23 protein-coding genes and 1 pseudogene are annotated in these 16,703 nt (G+C 45.8%); 15 read left to right on the plus strand and 9 right to left on the minus strand.

Features of this window, described 5'->3' with window-relative positions:
* Positions 1-3: 3 nt before the first annotated feature.
* From gcvH to UM402_RS02850, 3 genes and pseudogenes are all read left to right on the plus strand, one after another.
* Entirely contained in the window at positions 4-393 is a 390-nt protein-coding gene (gcvH, locus tag UM402_RS02840; RefSeq protein WP_058576034.1) for a glycine cleavage system protein GcvH, read from the plus strand.
* Positions 394-492: 99 nt separating this feature from the next.
* Positions 493-3,381, plus strand: coding sequence for an aminomethyl-transferring glycine dehydrogenase (gene gcvP, locus UM402_RS02845; protein ID WP_058576035.1), 2,889 nt, complete (start codon positions 493-495; stop codon positions 3,379-3,381).
* 128 nt (positions 3,382-3,509) lie between these two features.
* Positions 3,510-3,918: pseudogene (locus UM402_RS02850) on the plus strand (hypothetical protein).
* Positions 3,919-3,995: 77 nt separating this feature from the next.
* Here UM402_RS02850 and UM402_RS02855 read toward each other — a convergent pair.
* Together UM402_RS02855 and UM402_RS02860 are read right to left on the minus strand one after the other, a co-directional pair.
* On the minus strand, positions 3,996-4,562 hold the full coding sequence (locus UM402_RS02855) for a DUF7010 family protein (RefSeq protein WP_290610031.1): 567 nt from the start codon (positions 4,560-4,562) through the stop codon (positions 3,996-3,998).
* Positions 4,563-4,678: 116 nt separating this feature from the next.
* Positions 4,679-5,572 carry an alpha/beta hydrolase gene (locus UM402_RS02860; protein ID WP_058576036.1) on the minus strand — a complete coding sequence of 298 codons (894 nt, stop codon included), beginning with the start codon at positions 5,570-5,572 and terminating at the stop codon, positions 4,679-4,681.
* Positions 5,573-5,762: 190 nt separating this feature from the next.
* Between UM402_RS02860 and UM402_RS02865 the strand changes: the two genes are divergently transcribed.
* The 5 genes from UM402_RS02865 (at position 5,763) to UM402_RS02885 (ending at position 8,664) form a co-directional block, all read left to right on the plus strand.
* Positions 5,763-6,140, plus strand: a complete 378-nt coding sequence (locus UM402_RS02865; protein ID WP_008950466.1) for a MerR family transcriptional regulator — start codon at positions 5,763-5,765, stop codon at positions 6,138-6,140.
* Positions 6,141-6,205: 65 nt separating this feature from the next.
* Positions 6,206-6,595 (plus strand): organomercurial transporter MerC, encoded by a 390-nt coding sequence (gene merC, locus UM402_RS02870; RefSeq protein WP_034823179.1) that lies wholly within the window; start codon positions 6,206-6,208, stop codon positions 6,593-6,595.
* Positions 6,583-6,798, plus strand: coding sequence for a GDCCVxC domain-containing (seleno)protein (locus UM402_RS02875; protein WP_072243337.1), 216 nt, complete (start codon positions 6,583-6,585; stop codon positions 6,796-6,798). Before merC ends, UM402_RS02875 begins: the two co-directional genes overlap by 13 nt.
* Positions 6,799-7,021: 223 nt before the next feature.
* Entirely contained in the window at positions 7,022-7,342 is a 321-nt protein-coding gene (locus tag UM402_RS02880) for a helix-turn-helix domain-containing protein (protein WP_058576037.1), read from the plus strand.
* Positions 7,339-8,664, plus strand: a complete 1,326-nt coding sequence (locus tag UM402_RS02885) for a type II toxin-antitoxin system HipA family toxin (RefSeq protein ID WP_058576038.1) — start codon at positions 7,339-7,341, stop codon at positions 8,662-8,664. Before UM402_RS02880 ends, UM402_RS02885 begins: the two co-directional genes overlap by 4 nt.
* Before the next feature lie 7 nt (positions 8,665-8,671).
* Here the strand turns inward: UM402_RS02885 and UM402_RS02890 are convergent, their stop codons facing one another.
* Genes UM402_RS02890 through UM402_RS02905 form a run of 4 tightly spaced genes read right to left on the minus strand, consistent with a single transcriptional unit; the run spans position 8,672 to position 9,903 of the window.
* The gene (locus UM402_RS02890; RefSeq protein WP_290610043.1) at positions 8,672-9,067 is read right to left on the minus strand and encodes a TM2 domain-containing protein; all 396 of its coding nucleotides are present in this window, start codon (positions 9,065-9,067) and stop codon (positions 8,672-8,674) included.
* 14 nt (positions 9,068-9,081) lie between these two features.
* A complete protein-coding gene (yidD, locus tag UM402_RS02895) occupies positions 9,082-9,306 on the minus strand; it encodes a membrane protein insertion efficiency factor YidD (protein WP_058576039.1) in 225 nt (74 codons plus the stop codon).
* Between the two features lie 8 nt (positions 9,307-9,314).
* Positions 9,315-9,530: a DUF4177 domain-containing protein gene (locus tag UM402_RS02900; RefSeq protein ID WP_058576040.1), complete on the minus strand. Its 216-nt coding sequence runs from the start codon at positions 9,528-9,530 to the stop codon at positions 9,315-9,317.
* A 25-nt stretch (positions 9,531-9,555) separates the two neighbouring features.
* Positions 9,556-9,903, minus strand: coding sequence for a VOC family protein (locus tag UM402_RS02905; RefSeq protein ID WP_058576041.1), 348 nt, complete (start codon positions 9,901-9,903; stop codon positions 9,556-9,558).
* A gap of 228 nt (positions 9,904-10,131) precedes the next feature.
* Between UM402_RS02905 and UM402_RS02910 the strand changes: the two genes are divergently transcribed.
* The 3 genes from UM402_RS02910 (at position 10,132) to UM402_RS02920 (ending at position 11,592) form a co-directional block, all read left to right on the plus strand.
* Positions 10,132-10,545, plus strand: a complete 414-nt coding sequence (locus UM402_RS02910; protein ID WP_058576042.1) for a GFA family protein — start codon at positions 10,132-10,134, stop codon at positions 10,543-10,545.
* 41 nt (positions 10,546-10,586) lie between these two features.
* Positions 10,587-11,156: a hypothetical protein gene (locus tag UM402_RS02915; protein ID WP_058576043.1), complete on the plus strand. Its 570-nt coding sequence runs from the start codon at positions 10,587-10,589 to the stop codon at positions 11,154-11,156.
* 97 nt (positions 11,157-11,253) lie between these two features.
* Positions 11,254-11,592 carry a thioredoxin family protein gene (locus UM402_RS02920; RefSeq protein ID WP_058576044.1) on the plus strand — a complete coding sequence of 113 codons (339 nt, stop codon included), beginning with the start codon at positions 11,254-11,256 and terminating at the stop codon, positions 11,590-11,592.
* Positions 11,593-11,666: 74 nt separating this feature from the next.
* Here the strand turns inward: UM402_RS02920 and UM402_RS02925 are convergent, their stop codons facing one another.
* The gene (locus tag UM402_RS02925) at positions 11,667-11,963 is read right to left on the minus strand and encodes a HigA family addiction module antitoxin (protein WP_290610048.1); all 297 of its coding nucleotides are present in this window, start codon (positions 11,961-11,963) and stop codon (positions 11,667-11,669) included.
* A 103-nt stretch (positions 11,964-12,066) separates the two neighbouring features.
* Positions 12,067-12,942, minus strand: a complete 876-nt coding sequence (locus UM402_RS02930; protein WP_058576045.1) for a DNA ligase — start codon at positions 12,940-12,942, stop codon at positions 12,067-12,069.
* Between the two features lie 193 nt (positions 12,943-13,135).
* Here UM402_RS02930 and UM402_RS02935 point away from each other — a divergent pair, with 193 nt between their 5' ends.
* The 4 genes from UM402_RS02935 to UM402_RS02950 all read left to right on the plus strand — a co-directional run bounded on the left by UM402_RS02935 (position 13,136) and on the right by UM402_RS02950 (position 15,848).
* Entirely contained in the window at positions 13,136-13,534 is a 399-nt protein-coding gene (locus UM402_RS02935; protein ID WP_058576046.1) for a thiol-disulfide oxidoreductase DCC family protein, read from the plus strand.
* Between the two features lie 181 nt (positions 13,535-13,715).
* The gene (gene rhuM / locus UM402_RS02940) at positions 13,716-14,714 is read left to right on the plus strand and encodes a virulence protein RhuM/Fic/DOC family protein (protein ID WP_058576048.1); all 999 of its coding nucleotides are present in this window, start codon (positions 13,716-13,718) and stop codon (positions 14,712-14,714) included.
* Positions 14,715-14,781: 67 nt separating this feature from the next.
* On the plus strand, positions 14,782-15,489 hold the full coding sequence (locus UM402_RS02945) for a nuclease-related domain-containing protein (RefSeq protein ID WP_058576049.1): 708 nt from the start codon (positions 14,782-14,784) through the stop codon (positions 15,487-15,489).
* A gap of 188 nt (positions 15,490-15,677) precedes the next feature.
* The gene (locus UM402_RS02950; RefSeq protein WP_074668965.1) at positions 15,678-15,848 is read left to right on the plus strand and encodes a DUF3545 family protein; all 171 of its coding nucleotides are present in this window, start codon (positions 15,678-15,680) and stop codon (positions 15,846-15,848) included.
* Positions 15,849-15,889: 41 nt separating this feature from the next.
* On the opposite strand, the gene suhB is transcribed toward UM402_RS02950, so the two are convergent.
* Positions 15,890-16,666, minus strand: a complete 777-nt coding sequence (suhB, locus tag UM402_RS02955) for an inositol-1-monophosphatase (protein ID WP_058576050.1) — start codon at positions 16,664-16,666, stop codon at positions 15,890-15,892.
* Positions 16,667-16,703: the final 37 nt, after the last annotated feature.

The following is a 16,703-nucleotide window of genomic DNA, read 5'->3' on the forward strand; positions in this document are numbered from 1 at the left end:
ATTATGAGCAATATTCCAGCCGATCTGAAATACGCGTCAACTCACGAGTGGGTGCGCGACGAAGGTGATGGCACCTTTACCGTTGGTATCTCTGAACACGCGCAAGAGTTGTTAGGAGACATGGTGTTCGTTGAGTTACCAGACGTTGGTGACAAAGTTGAAACAGGCGACGACATTGCGGTCGCTGAATCTGTAAAAGCGGCATCAGACATTTACGCACCAATGACGGGCGAAATTGTCGCTATTAACGAAGACTTAGAAGACGCGCCTGAAACAGTCAACAACGACTCTTATGGCGACGGCTGGTTATTCCGTATTAAAGCGGATGACAGCAGTGAACTGGAAAATTTATTGGACGCAAACGCTTACGAGGCTTCAATAGACGAAGACTAAGCCATTGGACTTTGCACCAATGTCTAAGCGTCCTGAGCCCCGGAAATTAACCGGGGTTCGTTGTTTCTTACTATCGATAAATGTACGAGGCTGAGTTAAATGAGCAGTACTACCCTGACGCAATTAGAACACCACGATGAGTTCATCGGTCGCCACATTGGCCCAAGTGCTGAAGAGCAAAAAGCCATGTTGGCAGAACTGGGTGTGGATTCTTTAGAAGCTTTAACCAAAGACACGGTGCCTGGCGCAATATTGCGCGAACCGTTCTTGCAGGTTGGTGAACCGCAAACGGAACGTGAGGCGTTGGCTCGTCTGAAAACCATTGCTCAGAAAAACGAAATTTTCACCTCGTACATTGGTATGGGTTACTACGACACCGTTGTACCGAACGTTATTTTACGTAACGTGTTGGAAAACCCGGGTTGGTATACCGCGTATACCCCGTATCAGCCGGAAATTGCGCAGGGCCGTTTAGAAGCACTGCTTAACTTCCAGCAAATGACCATGGACTTAACCGGCCTGGATTTAGCCAGCGCGTCATTGCTTGATGAAGCAACAGCGGCAGCCGAAGCCATGGCTATGGCTAAGCGCGTGTCGAAGAATAAAAAAGCCAATGCGTTCTTTATTGCGGACAATGTTTACCCGCAAACCATCGACGTAGTGAAAACTCGTGCCGAGTATTACGGCTTTGAAATCATCGTTGGTCCTGCGCGCGAAGCGTCCGACCATGATGTTTTCGGTGCGTTACTGCAATACCCAGACAAACAAGGCCAGTTGCACAACATTGAGCAGTTAATTGGTGAGTTGCAGGAGAAAAAAGCCATTGTCGCCGTTGCGTCTGACTTAATGAGCTTGTTAATGCTGAAGTCGCCGGGCGAAATGGGTGCGGACATGGTCTTCGGTAACGCTCAGCGTTTCGGCGTGCCGATGGGCTACGGTGGTCCCCATGCAGCGTTTTTCGCCACTCGTGACAAGTTTAAGCGTTCGTTGCCAGGTCGTATTATTGGTGTTTCTAAAGACTCTCGTGGACGCCCTGCGTTGCGTATGGCTATGCAGACTCGTGAGCAGCACATACGCCGCGAAAAAGCGAACTCGAACATCTGTACTGCGCAGGTTCTGCTGGCGAACATGGCGTCTTTCTATGCTGTGTATCACGGTCCACAAGGCCTGCGCCGTATTGCCAACCGCATTCACCGCCTGACTGACATTGTTGCCTTAGGTATGCAGGACAAAGGCGTGAAGCTGGTCAACAGCCATTGGTTTGACACTCTAACCTTTGAAATGAAAGACAACGCGACCGACGTGTTAGCGCGCTCTAAAGCTGCTGGCATTAACCTGCGCGTTGACGGCGAAGGCGTATTTGGCGTCAGCTTAGATGAAGCGAAAACGCGTGACGATGTTGAAACGTTGTTTAACGTGTTGTTTGGTGATAACCACGGTTTGGACATTGACGTACTGGACAGCCGTGTTGCCGGCGGAGATGTCGAGTCGATTCCTGCGGCGTTGGTACGTCAGTCAGACTACTTACAGCACCCGGTATTCAACGAGTATCACTCAGAAACCGAAATGCTGCGTTACATTAAGAAACTGGAAAACAAAGACTTAGCCCTGAACCATTCCATGATTTCATTGGGCTCTTGCACCATGAAACTGAATGCGACCGCTGAAATGATTCCAGTCACTTGGCCTGAGTTTGGTCAGTTGCATCCGTTCTGCCCGGTAGAACAGGCACAAGGCTACCAGGAATTGGTCGGCACCTTGTCTGAGTGGCTATTGGATATTACCGGTTATGACGCCATGTCGATGCAGCCGAACTCGGGTGCGCAAGGCGAATACGCAGGCTTACTGGCTATTCAGAAGTACCATGAAAGCCGCAACGAAGGGCACCGCAATATCTGCTTAATTCCAAGCTCTGCGCACGGTACTAACCCGGCTTCTGCGCAAATGATCAACATGAAAGTGGTTGTGGTCGACTGTGACAAGCACGGCAACGTGGATATGGACGACTTAAAAGCCAAAGCAGAAGAAGCGGGCGATAACCTATCGTGCATTATGGTGACGTACCCGTCTACCCACGGTGTGTACGAAGAAGGCATCAAGGAAATTTGCGACATTGTACACAGCTACGGTGGTCAGGTTTATATGGACGGTGCCAACATGAACGCGCAAGTTGGTGTAACCTCACCGGGTTACATTGGCTCGGACGTATCGCACCTGAACCTGCACAAAACTTTCTGTATTCCGCACGGTGGCGGCGGCCCTGGTATGGGTCCTATTGGTGTGAAGCAGCATTTGGCTGAGTTTTTGCCGAACCACTCGGTGATTAATATCGAAGGCCCTAAAGCAGGTAATGGCGCGGTATCTGCTGCGCAGTTTGGTAGTGCCAGCATTCTGACCATTTCATGGATGTACATTGCCATGATGGGCGGACGCGGCTTACGTGAAGCCTCAGAAACCGCTATTTTGAACGCCAACTACGTTGCTGAGAAGCTGAGCAAGCACTTCAAAATTCTGTATCGTGGCCGCAACAACCGTGTCGCGCACGAGTGCATTATCGACCTGCGTCCAATGAAAGACGCCGCCGGTATTGCCGAAATTGACGTGGCTAAGCGCCTGCAGGACTACGGCTTCCATTCGCCAACCATGAGCTTCCCGGTAGCGGGTACCATTATGGTTGAGCCGACCGAGTCTGAGTCTAAAGCTGAGCTGGACCGCTTTATTGAAGCCCTGGTTAGCATTAAAGCCGAAGCCGATAAAGTAGCATCCGGTGAATGGCCAAAAGACAACAACCCATTGGTTAACGCACCGCATACATTAGCCGACATTACCGATGCAGAGTGGGACCGCCCATACGATAGAAAAACGGCAACCTACCCGGTTGAAGCCGTTGGTTACGACAAGTTCTGGCCAACCGTAAACCGCGTAGACGACGTTTTCGGTGACCGTAACCTGATGTGCTCATGCCCGAGCATTGAAGAGTATCGGTAAGTGAGTAGCCTGACGTTCCACGTCAGGTGAGATGCCTCATTGACATGAATCTGGAGCCCGCTTTTTAGCGGGCTTTTTACTCTTTTTAAAGGCCATACTTAAGTCTCCGTACTAACTGGAGATTACTCATGGCAGTTCAACAAGCATATCCGTGGAATAAAAATCGAATTATAGGACAGAAAAAGCCACTCCAGATATCCCATATCTGGGGCATTCGCATACGCCTTGAACTTGAAGGAAAGGCAAGAGATTTGGCTCTTTTCAACCTCGCTTTAGATAGCAAGCTTAGAGGTTGTGATTTAGTAAAACTAAAAGTATCGGATATTTCGCGGTTGGATCGAGAAGCTAGGCTTAGACCGTTCGCTGTACAGCACTCATTCAATGCGAAGAACCAAGCCATATCTTATCTATAAGAAAACTAAGAATCTCAGAGTTATCCAACTTTTATTAGGCCACAAGAAGTTGGAAAGCACGGTGCGTTACCTTGGAATTGAAGTCGATGACGCACTTGATATTTCCGAGTCAATTGAGGTTTGACTGTTAGGGGGCTGCTACGGCAGCCCTGTGCCAAGAGCGGACGCAAAAGTGAGCATCTCAGACGCTTGCATTTGTTCTCAACTAGCCGAGCATTCTTTACTTTTCCTATAAATAATTAGTGCAAACGCTATCTCAATAAACCCGCCCACAAAAGCTGCAAGAGTAAAAGCCGAGGGGAAAATAGCAAGATAAAATCCAGAAATCATAAGTACACTACCCAGAGCCCAGTACACTTTCAAACCATAAAGTGTTTGAAAGGTTAAGTACCTGGCACCAATAATCACTAACATGATTGGATAAAACAGTAAGCCATTAAGCTGTGCCACAATGACAGCAATAAATAGGCCACCGAATAAAATACCCAGATTTTCTATAGCCAGTTTACCAAGCACATTAGTCGCCCCATGTTTACCGGTGGCCCCTAATAATCTTGAAAGTAAAAGGGATATGGGAAATATAAACATACCCCCAATAAGCAATGCTAGCATGCTGTTAAAGGGAGACGAATAAAGGCCAATCAGTCCAGCTGATAACCAAACTATTCCAGAAGCCAACGCTCCGGTTGCACCGCCATAGTAAGCACGAGACATATCTTTTTGTGATTCATTGAAATCCATTTTCTTTGCAATCCGCTTTTTTAACATCTGACTGAGTGTCTTCGATGATAGCCGAGTCGCGCGAAGAGATAAACGGTCCGCCCATCGCTCACAGCGGAGCTTTAAATTTGAGCCGCTAATTTCCCAAAGCGCACGTCGAAAAATTAAATCTTAAGAATACCAGCCGCGCTTTCAATAACCTCTTTAAGCTTCGAGACGCCACTTTCGTCACGAAAGCCATGATCAAGCTTCGGTATCATTAATAAAGTGATGTTAGATGCGCCCTCAGCAATAATATTTTCAACCTCATGCTTGGTTCTATCGGGATCCACGCTTTTATCTCCAGTTGATTGTACTATAAGCACAGGCGCGTCGATTTTTTTGAGCGGTTGGAGCAAGTCTCGCTCCAAAGCGTCCTTCCAGAAAGCATAGCCATGACCACTTACTTCAACCGGAAACGGCTCATTACTCTCCTTAATCTGCATTACAAATTGTCTGAAACCATTCAAAACCTTATCAAGTTGCTTGGCAGGAACAGTTTGCTGAATGCTGAATTCCACATCATGCTGAAAGCTGGATGCCCCCGAGTTCAATGCCAATACAGCGTGCAAGTCTGAAATTTGTGCGGCTACTCCTAACGCAATGGAGCCACCTTCACTGCCGCCAGCTAGAGTGATTTTGCCGTAAGAATTCTTCAGAGCCTCGATAACTTGAACCCCATCGCTAATTCGTTGCGCCATAGTATCGTGCTTTAGATATTTGGTGGGGCAGTCATCTCGTTCTCCGGAGGAGTAGGATAAGCTATTATCGATGCCATATTTTTCGATGGTCAAAAGCGCTGAACCCGGAGCAAACTCTTGCCATATTTTATTTACCGACTCCATGTGACGGACACTGTTGCAGTCCGATCCTTGAAATACGACAAGCAAGTTTTCGGCCTCCGCGTTATCTAAATAATAACGAATTTCAGTTCCATCATTGCGGTAATACTTTTCATCTGCATAGGCTGCGGACATGGCTAAAAAACTTAACGCTAAAATTAGTAAATAGGGCTTCATTACGCTTTCAACTGTTTTCTAATAAAGCTATTTAGTTGCGATTAGAAAGAAAAAGTTCATACACCCCAGTCGCTATTAGCAATAGACAAGTAGTCCGCTTTGAGCGAGAAGCGGTCATTATTAGTTCGAGAAATTTTACATCGTATTGATATACTAATGTCATGAAGTAGGCTGATTTTGTGGTTATACGATGAAAACAATAGGCAAGTTGGCTAAAGAACTTGGTTTAGGCGTAGAAACTATACGCTTTTATGAGCGAGAAGGCTTGATAAAACAACCTCAAAAACCTCAAAATGGTTATCGTGTGTATGACGACTCAATCACCAAGCAATTACAATTCATTTGTAAGGCTAAAGCACTTGGCTTTACTCTAAAGGAAGTAGCGTCTTTGATGTCAATGGATGGCGATTGTGCCAAAGTTGAATCTCTAGGTTTGCAGAAACTGAGCTTAATTCAAAGTAAGATAGCTGACCTTCAACGCTTAGAAGTCGTCATAAAAGAAATGACTAATTCATGCCGCAACAATAACGACCAATCTCACTGCCCAATAATCGATTCGCTAAAATAGCATTGACTCCGTACCTATCTACGGAGTTTACACTCAAGTCATTCAAATAATGTTAGACGTTAAAAATGATTAATAAGATTTTAGATAAAGTTGGCTCAGGTGGTGTTTGGCTTGCAGCCCTCAGTTGTACGGGGTGTTTCCCTGCTCTCGGTTCATTAGCATCAGCATTGGGATTAGGCTTTCTCTCTCACTTTGAGGGGATTGCTGTAAATACCTTGTTACCTATATTTGCAACTTTGGCGTTGTTGGTAAATTTGTATAACTGGTATAAAAACCAAAATCATACGAGAGGTACTCTTGGAGTTATTGGGCCTATAGCTGTTTTGTTAACCCTCTATCCACTATGGCAATATGACTGGAGCACTTATTTGTTCTATGTGGGTATTTGTTTGATGATTGTAATGTCCGTATTGGACATTGTTAAACCTTTGAAGGAGCAAACATGCGAGGTATAGAGTTAAATTCTACCATTACTTGCCCTGAGTGCGGTTTCAGTAAAACCGAAGAAATGTCAACCAACGCTTGCCAGTGGTATTATGAATGTGAATCTTGCAAAGTTCTCCTAAAGCCTTTGAAGGGCGATTGTTGTGTATACTGCTCTTATGGAACAGTGAAATGCCCACCAATTCAAGAAGGCCAAAGTTGTTGTAAGAGCTAAGTGAATGTCTCTTAATGGCACGAAGCGGACTATCGATTCATACTCAAATCAAGTGTTATTAACAACCCTCTTTAAATAATATTTTATAGCCCTTAAAAAGGCTTTTAAAATAATTAAATCACTTTATAGTCCATATAAAGATTTTTATATAAATATAATTGCGTACCTTAAATAGTCTGCTACACTCTAATTATCGGTTTAAAGCCTATTTAAGGTTCTTTATATGGATTCTGATCGTGTTCCAGCAATCATTGGTCAGCGAGTCAGACAGTATCGGCTGAACCAGGATTTAACTCAGGAGGACTTAGCTACCTTAGCTAATGTCTCACTGAATGCGGTTAAATCTGCAGAGGGGGGTAAAAGCACCTTACCGACTTATGTCGCTATTCTTAAGGCTTTGGGCCATATCGACAATTTACTGGCTGCATTCCCGGACGAGGGCGTTTCTCCTGTGCAACTACTCAAAAGTAGCACCAAACAGAAGAAAAGAGCGAGCGGTAAAACGCGTGTGAAACCTGCTGACAATGAGGAGCTGGACTGGTGATTAATACCATTGAAGTTCGCTACAAAGGTGAGCCTGTCGGTGCCTTAAGCTATAACAAAGGCGACACGGCTGCGCGGTTCGAGTACTTATCTGAATTTGTCGAAAAAAACATTCCGCTTGCGCCTTTAACCATGCCTGCCGAAAAGGGGCGCATTTACTCCTTTCCGGGGTTAAATTGGGATACCTTCAGAGGCCTGCCGGGCATGCTGGCAGACTCCTTACCCGACGACTTCGGTAATGCGGTGCTGAACCAATGGGTTGCGCAACAACCAGACCGCACCGAGCCTCTGAGCCCGCTTGAGCGGCTTCAGTATACCGGTGAGCGGGGCATGGGCGCTCTTGAGTATCACCCCGCGCGTAAGAATCAAACCAATGCCAAAAACAAAGACATTGAGCTTGAGAGCTTAATGAAGTTAGCGCAGGACGTGCTCGATGCTCGGACTGGCTTTCGCCAACGCACGCACTTTGACGACGCGGCAGACAAAGAAATGATGCAGGCCTTATTAGCGGTTGGCACCAGCGCCGGTGGCGCAAGACCAAAAGCGGTACTGGCATTTAATAAGGACTTTAGCCAGGTTCGTTCAGGGCAGGGGCTTGTGCCCGAGGGCTTTGAGCATTATCTGCTGAAGTTTGACGGCGTAAAAGAGCGCGACCCGTCTCAGCAAACCTTTGGCGACCCGCTAGGCTACGGTGCCATGGAGTATGTGTATTACTTAATGGCCACAAAAGCGGGCATTCATATGATGCCGTGCCACTTACTGGATGAAGGCAACCGTCGTCATTTTGTGACCAAACGCTTTGACAGAATAGGCAATGAGAAAAAGCATATTCAAACGCTTACCGCTATTAAGCACGTGAACTATCACGACATTGGCGCGTTTTCTTATGAAGAGCTGTTCCAGGTTGCCCGCCAGCTAAGGTTGCCACGGGCGGATGCTATAGACTTATTTCGCCGTATGGTCTTTAACCACGTAGCAACCAACCATGATGATCACTCCAAGAACTTTGGCTTTATGCTGGAGGACAAGCAATGGCGGCTAAGCCCTGCTTACGACGTTGCCTTTAGCTACAAACCCGGAAACCCCTGGGTAGAGCAGCACTGGATGTCCTTAAATGGCAAACGCAGCGGCCATACCCGCGCTGACTTTTACGCGCTTGCGGACGTTCAGTTACCAAAGGTAGAGCGCAAAGAAATAGATGCGATTATTGATGGCGTGATAAACGCGGTGTCTCAGTGGCGGGAATTAGCCACTGAACATGAGGTTCCGGAAAGCCTGGTGGATTCAATAGAGAGGCACCTCAAGTTGAAAGATTTTGCCTAAGCGGCGCTTAGGCGTTATCTGATTTAACTTTATGAATGAGCTCGCGCATAACGTTATTGTTGTAAGCATGGACAATTTGTTGTGACTTAAACAACTGCGGCAGCTCGACAATAACAATACCGACAATAATAATAACCCCGACTATGGGTAAGAAAGGTAAGAAAAACAGCCCTACCAGCATGACACAAAGATTGATAACACCACGCTGCGTGTTGCCTAAATAAAAGTGATGTAAACCGGTCATAATGAACCAGTTCAGTACCGCGTAGGTGTCAGGGTCTTTAATCTTCTGGCCTTCAAGACGGTAATATTCTTTTCGCTGCTCAGGCGTTAGCTCGCGTATTTGGTTACGCAGGGCTTCTTCTTCATCTCGCAACTGTTCAGAAGACATTTCGTAAGACATAAGGGCTACCTTATTTAAGAAACTGGGTCGTGTTTTTTGTGCACGCAGTCAGGGTCGTTACAACGCTTAATACGCGCTACACCAAGCTTTATACCTCGCCAGGTACCGTATTGGCTAATGGCCTGGTAAGTATAGTGCGAACAGGACGGCTCAAAATTACAGTCGGTATTAAAGAAGTGGCGCGAACCGCCACGACTCTGATACCAACGAATTGAAGCTAAAATGAACCGCTTTATCATGGTCGGTTCTATCGGGCCAGAGTTAAAATTGCGGCTTCACGTGTCCAGAACAGCCAAAAGCGTTTTTGCTCCAGTACCTGAAACACCATTTGCCAGCCGTCGGCCGCTTCCTGGTTCAAAGTAGATTCAATTTTCTTTAACGGCAGACCACTTGAGCCCAGTAGCAGAGTGCCGCAGCCACCTTCGGCTATATGAATGACTTTGTATTCCGTAAACTTAGACATGCTTTCTTCCTGATTTTTATTTTGGCTATTCTGACCATACTGCGTATTCGTTGCCGCTAGGGCAAGTAAATTGAAAGCGTCGACCACCGGGAAAATCAAATATAGGCTTAAGGATTTTACCGCCCGCGTCCTCAACGCTTTTCAGGCTTTGCTCAAGATCTTTGCTATATAACACCACCAAGGCGCTGCCCGTTGACGTTTTTGCAACCAAATCAGATTGGTAAAACCCGCCATCGAGTCCTGCATTTTGAATAGCCGCGTATTCCGGACCATAGTCTACAAACTCCCAGCCAAAGGCCTGTTGAAAAAAGCGCTTGGTTGCTTCAAGGCTCCGCGCCGGTAGTTCAATGTAGTTAATTTTAGTTGAGTTCATTGTGTGCCTCGCTTAGGGCTTTTTGGAAAACGGCTTTGCCTTTAGTTCTAGTTTAACCTAACGCTCATTTTTATCAGTACTATAGCTTAGTTTATTGTTGTATTGGCTAATTAACTCGTTTAATGTCAGATACATAATAAATAATTAAAGTTAGATATTACGCACGGGTTAGAGCGTAATTGAGCATGCGTAGTATATAAATGTTATGTGCATCCCAAGGATTAACGAATGGCGATAAATTTAAGCGAAGTCGATGGTGTCCCCATCAAGGCCAAGCACCAAGCTACTTGCCATTGCGGGTCAGTCGAAATCGAGCTGGACCTGCCGGACGGACTAGTTGATATTCGTAGGTGCGACTGCTCGCTCTGCCGACGCCGGGGAGCGATAGTGGCGTCAGTTCCACTTTCCGGTATCCGGATAGTAAAAGGAGGAGATGCGCTAAAGCTCTACCAATTCAATACGAAAACGGCGAAACACTATTTCTGTAGCAACTGCGGAATTTACACCCACCATCAAAGGAGGTCTAATCCTTCGCAGTACGGCTTCAATGTCGCCTGCTTAAAGGGCGTAAATCCTTTAAAGATTGATGGTGTGCCTGCATATGACGGAGTCAATCACCCTGCAGATAGAAAAAGCACATAACCAGCCTATGTGGTCATCATGGCACGGCCAGAGGGAATTTCATGCGAGAAGTAGATTGGGCGAGATCAGTAACAGAGAGAATCCATGCGTATGTTAAAACATTATCTGATAAATATGCAGCTGATGTTGGTCAAAAACTTTGCTATGCAAACGAAGTCCGTCAGTACAGAAACGAAGTAGCCGAATGCCAAGAGGTCAACTTCGAAACTGACATTCTTTTGTATGAATGGATGGATGATGAAGTTTGGAAGCCCAGAGTTGTCATAGAGACAAAGATCGGTGGTGTTACAACCCATGATGCAATTACGTACAGCAAGAAAGCTCATAACCACCGTGCAGTCCACCCTTTCCTACGATATGGCATGTTTATGGGAAACATGAGAGCTGCAGGAGTTCCGGCCAGAGTCTTGAGGCATGGGGAAAATTTTGACTTCATGATTTCGTGGGAATCACTCGAGCCACAGACAAAAGAGTGGGATACTTTGTGCAAAATCCTTAAGAGTGAAATAGAGGCCTCTCAAATTGTTGAGAGCGCATTGTTTAATAATAGATCGAAAGACCGTGAGCGGTACTTCGCATATCACAAGCCTCTCGTTGTGCATCGCACATAACCGTGCGGTGAACGAGAACGTCTTTCCGCTCGTTCCAAAGCGGTCCATTACTTTCAGCATTGGGCATTACTATAAATTTTAGTGAGGGGTAAATGTGATGAAAACCGATGATATTGGCTCTAACTCCGATTACGCAGAAGAATCATTTACGTTTGAACAAGTTGGCGAGTTATCTGGTGACGTTGTACTTGAGTTTGGTGCGCCTTGGTGTGGACACTGTCAGGCTGCAAGTTCCCCGATAAAAGAAGCAGTAACTGAACGTTCAGGACTACGTCATATTAAAATATATGACGGAAAGGGCAAACCACTGGGGCGCGCGTTCAAGGTAAAGCTTTGGCCGACTTTGATACTCCTGCACAATGGCAATGAAGTGGCTCGCCTAGTAAGGCCATTAAGGTCTGACGAGGTTCGCGAATTCATTTCGAAACTCGACTAAGATCTGCCAACAAGCGATAAGTATTCACCGGTTACGCGTTTGTCTCGCTTAAGGCCTTTTGGAAAACGATTTTGCTATGCAACGGTAAGATCAAGCTTCTGAACCTTATCTAAACTTAAGTTTTTTCCAGCATGCCATAAGTCGTATGAATCCTGCATCGCTAGCCAACTCTCCGGGCTTCTGCCCAAAGCTTTCGATAAACGTAGCGCCATTTCAGGGCTTATGCCACTTTGGCATTTCAAAACTCTGTTTAAAGTGGAAGGGGAAACATTAAGTTTTGTCGCTAAATACCGACAGCTCAAGCCAAAAGGCTGCATATAGGTTACTAGAATAAATTCACCAGGATGGACAGGGTTATGCATAATAGACATTAGTGATAAGTTTTGATCATGGAAATATCAGTGTAGCGTGTTGCGCAACGGTGTCAATTTGTAATCTACTTCTATTTTCGGCATATGCGTTATGTACTGGGTTCTATTCATCTTCTACGTTTTCCCTAATTCGTAAAAAGCTGGCAAAGCGCGGCACGCCATTATTGGTGTAGCCGTGGTACTTGTAGGTAATGATACTCCCGACAGGTGGCGGGTTAGCGCGTTCGGCGTCGGTGAATCCAGTGCCAATAGAAAATTCAATGCCTTGTTGATTGCGCACACGCAGCGCACCGAGCATGTCGGTATATTTGCCTTTACCCGGTAAATGGGCGATAACCTCGGCCTCATCGTCGAAATAGGGTTTTAACTTTAATAAAGCATCGCTCCTGCCCGACTGATGATGCGCCGTTGCTAAGTGCAGCATCAGGCCTTCTGCGCCTTGCTCGACCAGCGCTTGCAGGTGTTTGCTTAACTCATGGTTGGAATGAAACCGTTGCTGCTTAACCGCTTTAATATGTTCAGTGTTTATTTGCTCAATTAAGTTCGAATAGTTTTTGTATCGTTCTTCGAAAGGCAGCTGAGCGTCAGGCATATCAAACACCATATATTGGACTTCGTGCCAACGTTCTTCTTCTGGTATTTGCGTTCTGACAATAGAACTCAAGTCCTCAAAGTTCTGACGCTTTGTCCATAGCTCACCATCAAGCCAGACGTCAGGTAGTGGTGCAGTAAACCACTCAGGAGCTGATATTGGGTTGCCTTGCCGGGTCAGTAGTTCGGAACCCGTCCAAATGGCTCGTATACCGTCGTACTTTTCACTGACCAAGTAGTCGCTAATGGGAATGCTCGTGTTTTCTTCATACACTTTTGCCAGTTGGGTTTGCGTTGCTGTCTGCAACGCGGCTGCGGGGAAGGTACAAAAGGCAGCGATAAAAAGTGCCGCTAAGTGAATGAAACGAATTTTATAGAGTGTTGGCATCCTTGCCTCTTATTTTGGGTTGAGTTGCAGCGCGTTTGCGCCAAGTGTCATAAAGAGACTAGCATCGGTTGCTAAAGTTGGCAGCGTGGCGATGTCGTATTATGAGCTAAGCAAACCGATTTTCGCATTACGTTATGAGTCAAATTCGCGAAAACGGCGTATAAGAAAGTGAAGTTTGCAAAAGGTGGTACTAATGTCAGAGCACAGTTCGAAACTTATTATTTTCTTTGATGGCGGATGCCCATTGTGCGTTAAGGAAATGCGGCACTTAAGAAAGCTTGATGAGAAACGACAAATAACGTTCGAGAATATTAATGAGCCGGACTTTAACCAGCGGTACCCTCAAGTTGACGTTGCTAAGGCCAACCAGTATTTACACGGGCAAGTCAGCTCCGGTGAAATGATCTATGGCTTAGATGTTACCCACGCGGCTTGGTCGTTAGTAGGTAAAGGCTGGATGATTGCCCCTCTGCGCTGGCCGGTTATCCGCTGGTTTGCGGATAAAGCTTACCTATTTTTTGCGCGCAACCGTAACCGTGTTTCCAAACTACTGACAGGTAAAGAGCGCTGCGCGCAGTGTTCAATTGACTGATAAAGGCTTTTCACTGGCTGCTCTATTTGTTGTTTGCTATGCCGTATTCTGGGAGTTGCACGGCTGGCTGATAATTGACTGCTTTGATGGTTTTATAAAACCAGTATGGCTAAAACCAGAAATCCTGACTATGCTAGAGCATTTATTTGAGAGCAGGATACTCAGGGATGAGGGGTAAAACATGAAAAATACGCAAGTTCAGATATTTGAAAGCCAGGATGGGCAAGCGCAACTGGAAGTGGCCTTAGACAAAGAAACTGTCTGGCTTTCCCAAGAGCAGATGGCTGAGTTGTTTGATAAAGCAAAATCGACGATAAACGAGCACATAAAGAACGTATTCAAAGACGGGGAGCTTGAAGAAAATGAATCGATAAGAAAATTCGGAAATTCCGAATTTTCTACAAAGCCTACAAACTTTTATAATCTAGACGTTATCATATCTGTTGGTTATCGGGTTAAGTCTGCGCGAGGAGTGCAGTTCCGGAAGTGGGCTACTCGTATACTCCAGGAGCATTTAGTACGGGGCTATACTTTAAATGAATTGCGACTAAAAGAACGAGGCATTGAATTTGAGCAAGCTCTAAACTTACTCAGTCGTACTCTTAGCAATCAAGGTTTAGTATCTGAGGAAGGTGAAGCCGTTGCGCAGGTTATCAGTGACTACGCTCGGTCCTGGTCACTGCTGCAAGGTTATGATGAACAAGTTTTAGCAGAAGTTGGTGCTAGGCAAAATGGCATGCAGGTGTTAGACCCTGAAAATGCAATCAATGCTATTCAACAACTTAGAAAAACACTTATCGCTAAAGGGGAAGCTACTGAACTATTTGGACAGATCCGTGGTAATGGGCTTTCCTCGGCATTAGCGACGATAGAACAAGGTTTTGCAGATGAGTTGTTTTACCCCAACATAGCCAGCCGCGCTGCCCATTTATTGTACTTTGTAATTAAAAACCATCCACTGGCCGACGGCAATAAGCGCTCCGGCTCGTTTCTATTCTTGTGGTACCTACGCCTTAATCAACACTTGTTGGCTAAACCTGTTGACCGGTTGATTAACGACAACACACTTGTGGCTCTGGCACTATTGGTAGCTGAGAGCTTGCCGAATCAAAAAGAGTTAATGATTAGGCTGATTGAACATTTTATTCTCCTTAAGGAGCCAGCGGATAGTAAGAATTAAAGCTGACGACTGACCGCTTTGGTGGTTTAATAGGGCCATCAGTAATAAGGGAAGCAGTCAACTTGTCATGGCCGACACGCAGTATATAACTAAAAATCGTCTTTCTCAGGAAGTGAATACAGCCCGCGTATGGGTCGCTATTATTGGCGCGCCTATTGCGGGCTTTTTAATGTATAACCTGCCAAATTTCTGGTGGATTGTTGGGCTAGCCTACTTATTCAGTGTTATTGGAGCAGCATCCACTAAGCGTTCAGGTGCTAAGGGTGAATTAAAAACACTGAAACTGTTAGAAAAACTCCCCGATAGCTATGTTCTGTTTAATCAGGTTGATGTGCCCAACTCGCGAGCAAAACGCGGCTTTACGGAGCTGGACTTAATTGTGGTGGGCCCTAACGGTGTGTTTGTTGTGGAAGTGAAAAACAACAATTCAAAAGTAACGGGAGATGAGCAGTCTCCTAATTGGATAGCTCATAAAGTAGGGCGCAAAGGTGGTCGTTATACCGCTAAAGTTCGCAATCCAATAAAACAGCTAAAAAAACAGGTTCATGTTTTAGCTGAGCACCTGAAGAAAAACCGAGCATCAACCTGGATAGACGGCGTTGTGTTTTTCTCGCACCGCAGCGCACGAGTTAAATTGTCTTCACCACCCAGCGTGCCCGTTTTTGAACGTAAAGGGCTGGTCGAGTATATATTGAATTATCAGCCTAAACGGTCACCGGTAAATACGGAAAAAGTTATCCGACAATTAGTCAATCTTAAGAAAAACTCTAGTTAGTTGCTATTTTACTCATCACCTAATTCTTCACAGCTTTGCCATTTTTAATTAACAAAACTGCAACAAAAGGCTTTTAAAGTATCAAAGTGTGTGGTACTTATGAGTTGTGGTGTTTTTGTTAACAAGTGCGCTAACACCATCGCAAAAAACATAAGAATAAAGTCGTATAAAAAGCAGGAGGTCTTACCATGGATCATTCAGAAGAACTGCAAAAGGTAAATGACAAGTCTGGCAAGGGTCGCGCTGCGAAACGTAAATGGCGTGAAATAGAACAACTAAAAGAAAAGTATCGGCTGCGGGAAGAGCTTGCCGAAATGGACTACTCGTTAGACCTCGACTTAGAAGAAATCGAACTCTAAAAAGAAACGCCGCTTGATTCATTTCAAGCGGCGTTTTTGCTTTAGCGAATTTGTGCGAGCATTTGCTTGAGGGCTTTTGGTGCACCCGCGGCAATGTTGCCTGACTGTACATAGTTATGGCCGCCCTGGAAGTCACTGACAATGCCTCCGGCTTCGCGAACCAATAATTCGCCGGCGAGTATATCCCAGGGTTTTAAGCCCATTTCCCAGAATGCGTCGTGGCGTCCGGCTGCAACGTAGGCTAAGTCTAGTGCTGCTGCACCGGCTCTGCGCACATCTGCACAGTGCTCGAACAGCTTGTTGAACATTTCCAGGTACTCAGGTAATCGGCTCTTCATTTTGAACGGAAAGCCCGTTGATAAAATGGCACCTTTCAATTCAACTTTAGGTGAAATGCGTAAACGGCGACCATTCAGCTGAGCGCCCGCGCCGCGAGAAGCAGTGAAAAGCTCTTCACGCATAGGATCATACACAACGGCCTGCTGAACAGAGCCCTTGTGAAGTAAAGCAATAGAAATACAAAAGTGGGGAATACCGCGCATGTAATTGGTCGTGCCGTCTAGCGGGTCAATTACCCACTGGAAGTCGTTTTCTTTACCAGCCTGAGTGCCGCTTTCCTCTGCAATAATGCCGTGATCGGGGTAAGACTTTTTAATTGTGTTGATAATAGCCTGTTCAGCGGCTTTATCCATGTCAGTTACCCAGTCGTTTAAGCCTTTTGATTCAGCTTCTACGGGGTGTCCCTGATCGAAATTTTTAACTAAAATTTTGCCGGCCGCACGCGCTGCGCGCACCGCAATATTTAACATCGGATGCATACCAATTACCTGTGCTGTAAAAGAACAATTTTCGGTC

Source organism: Idiomarina sp. OXR-189 (assembly GCF_034373425.1).
Lineage (GTDB): Bacteria > Pseudomonadota > Gammaproteobacteria > Enterobacterales > Alteromonadaceae > Idiomarina > Idiomarina zobellii.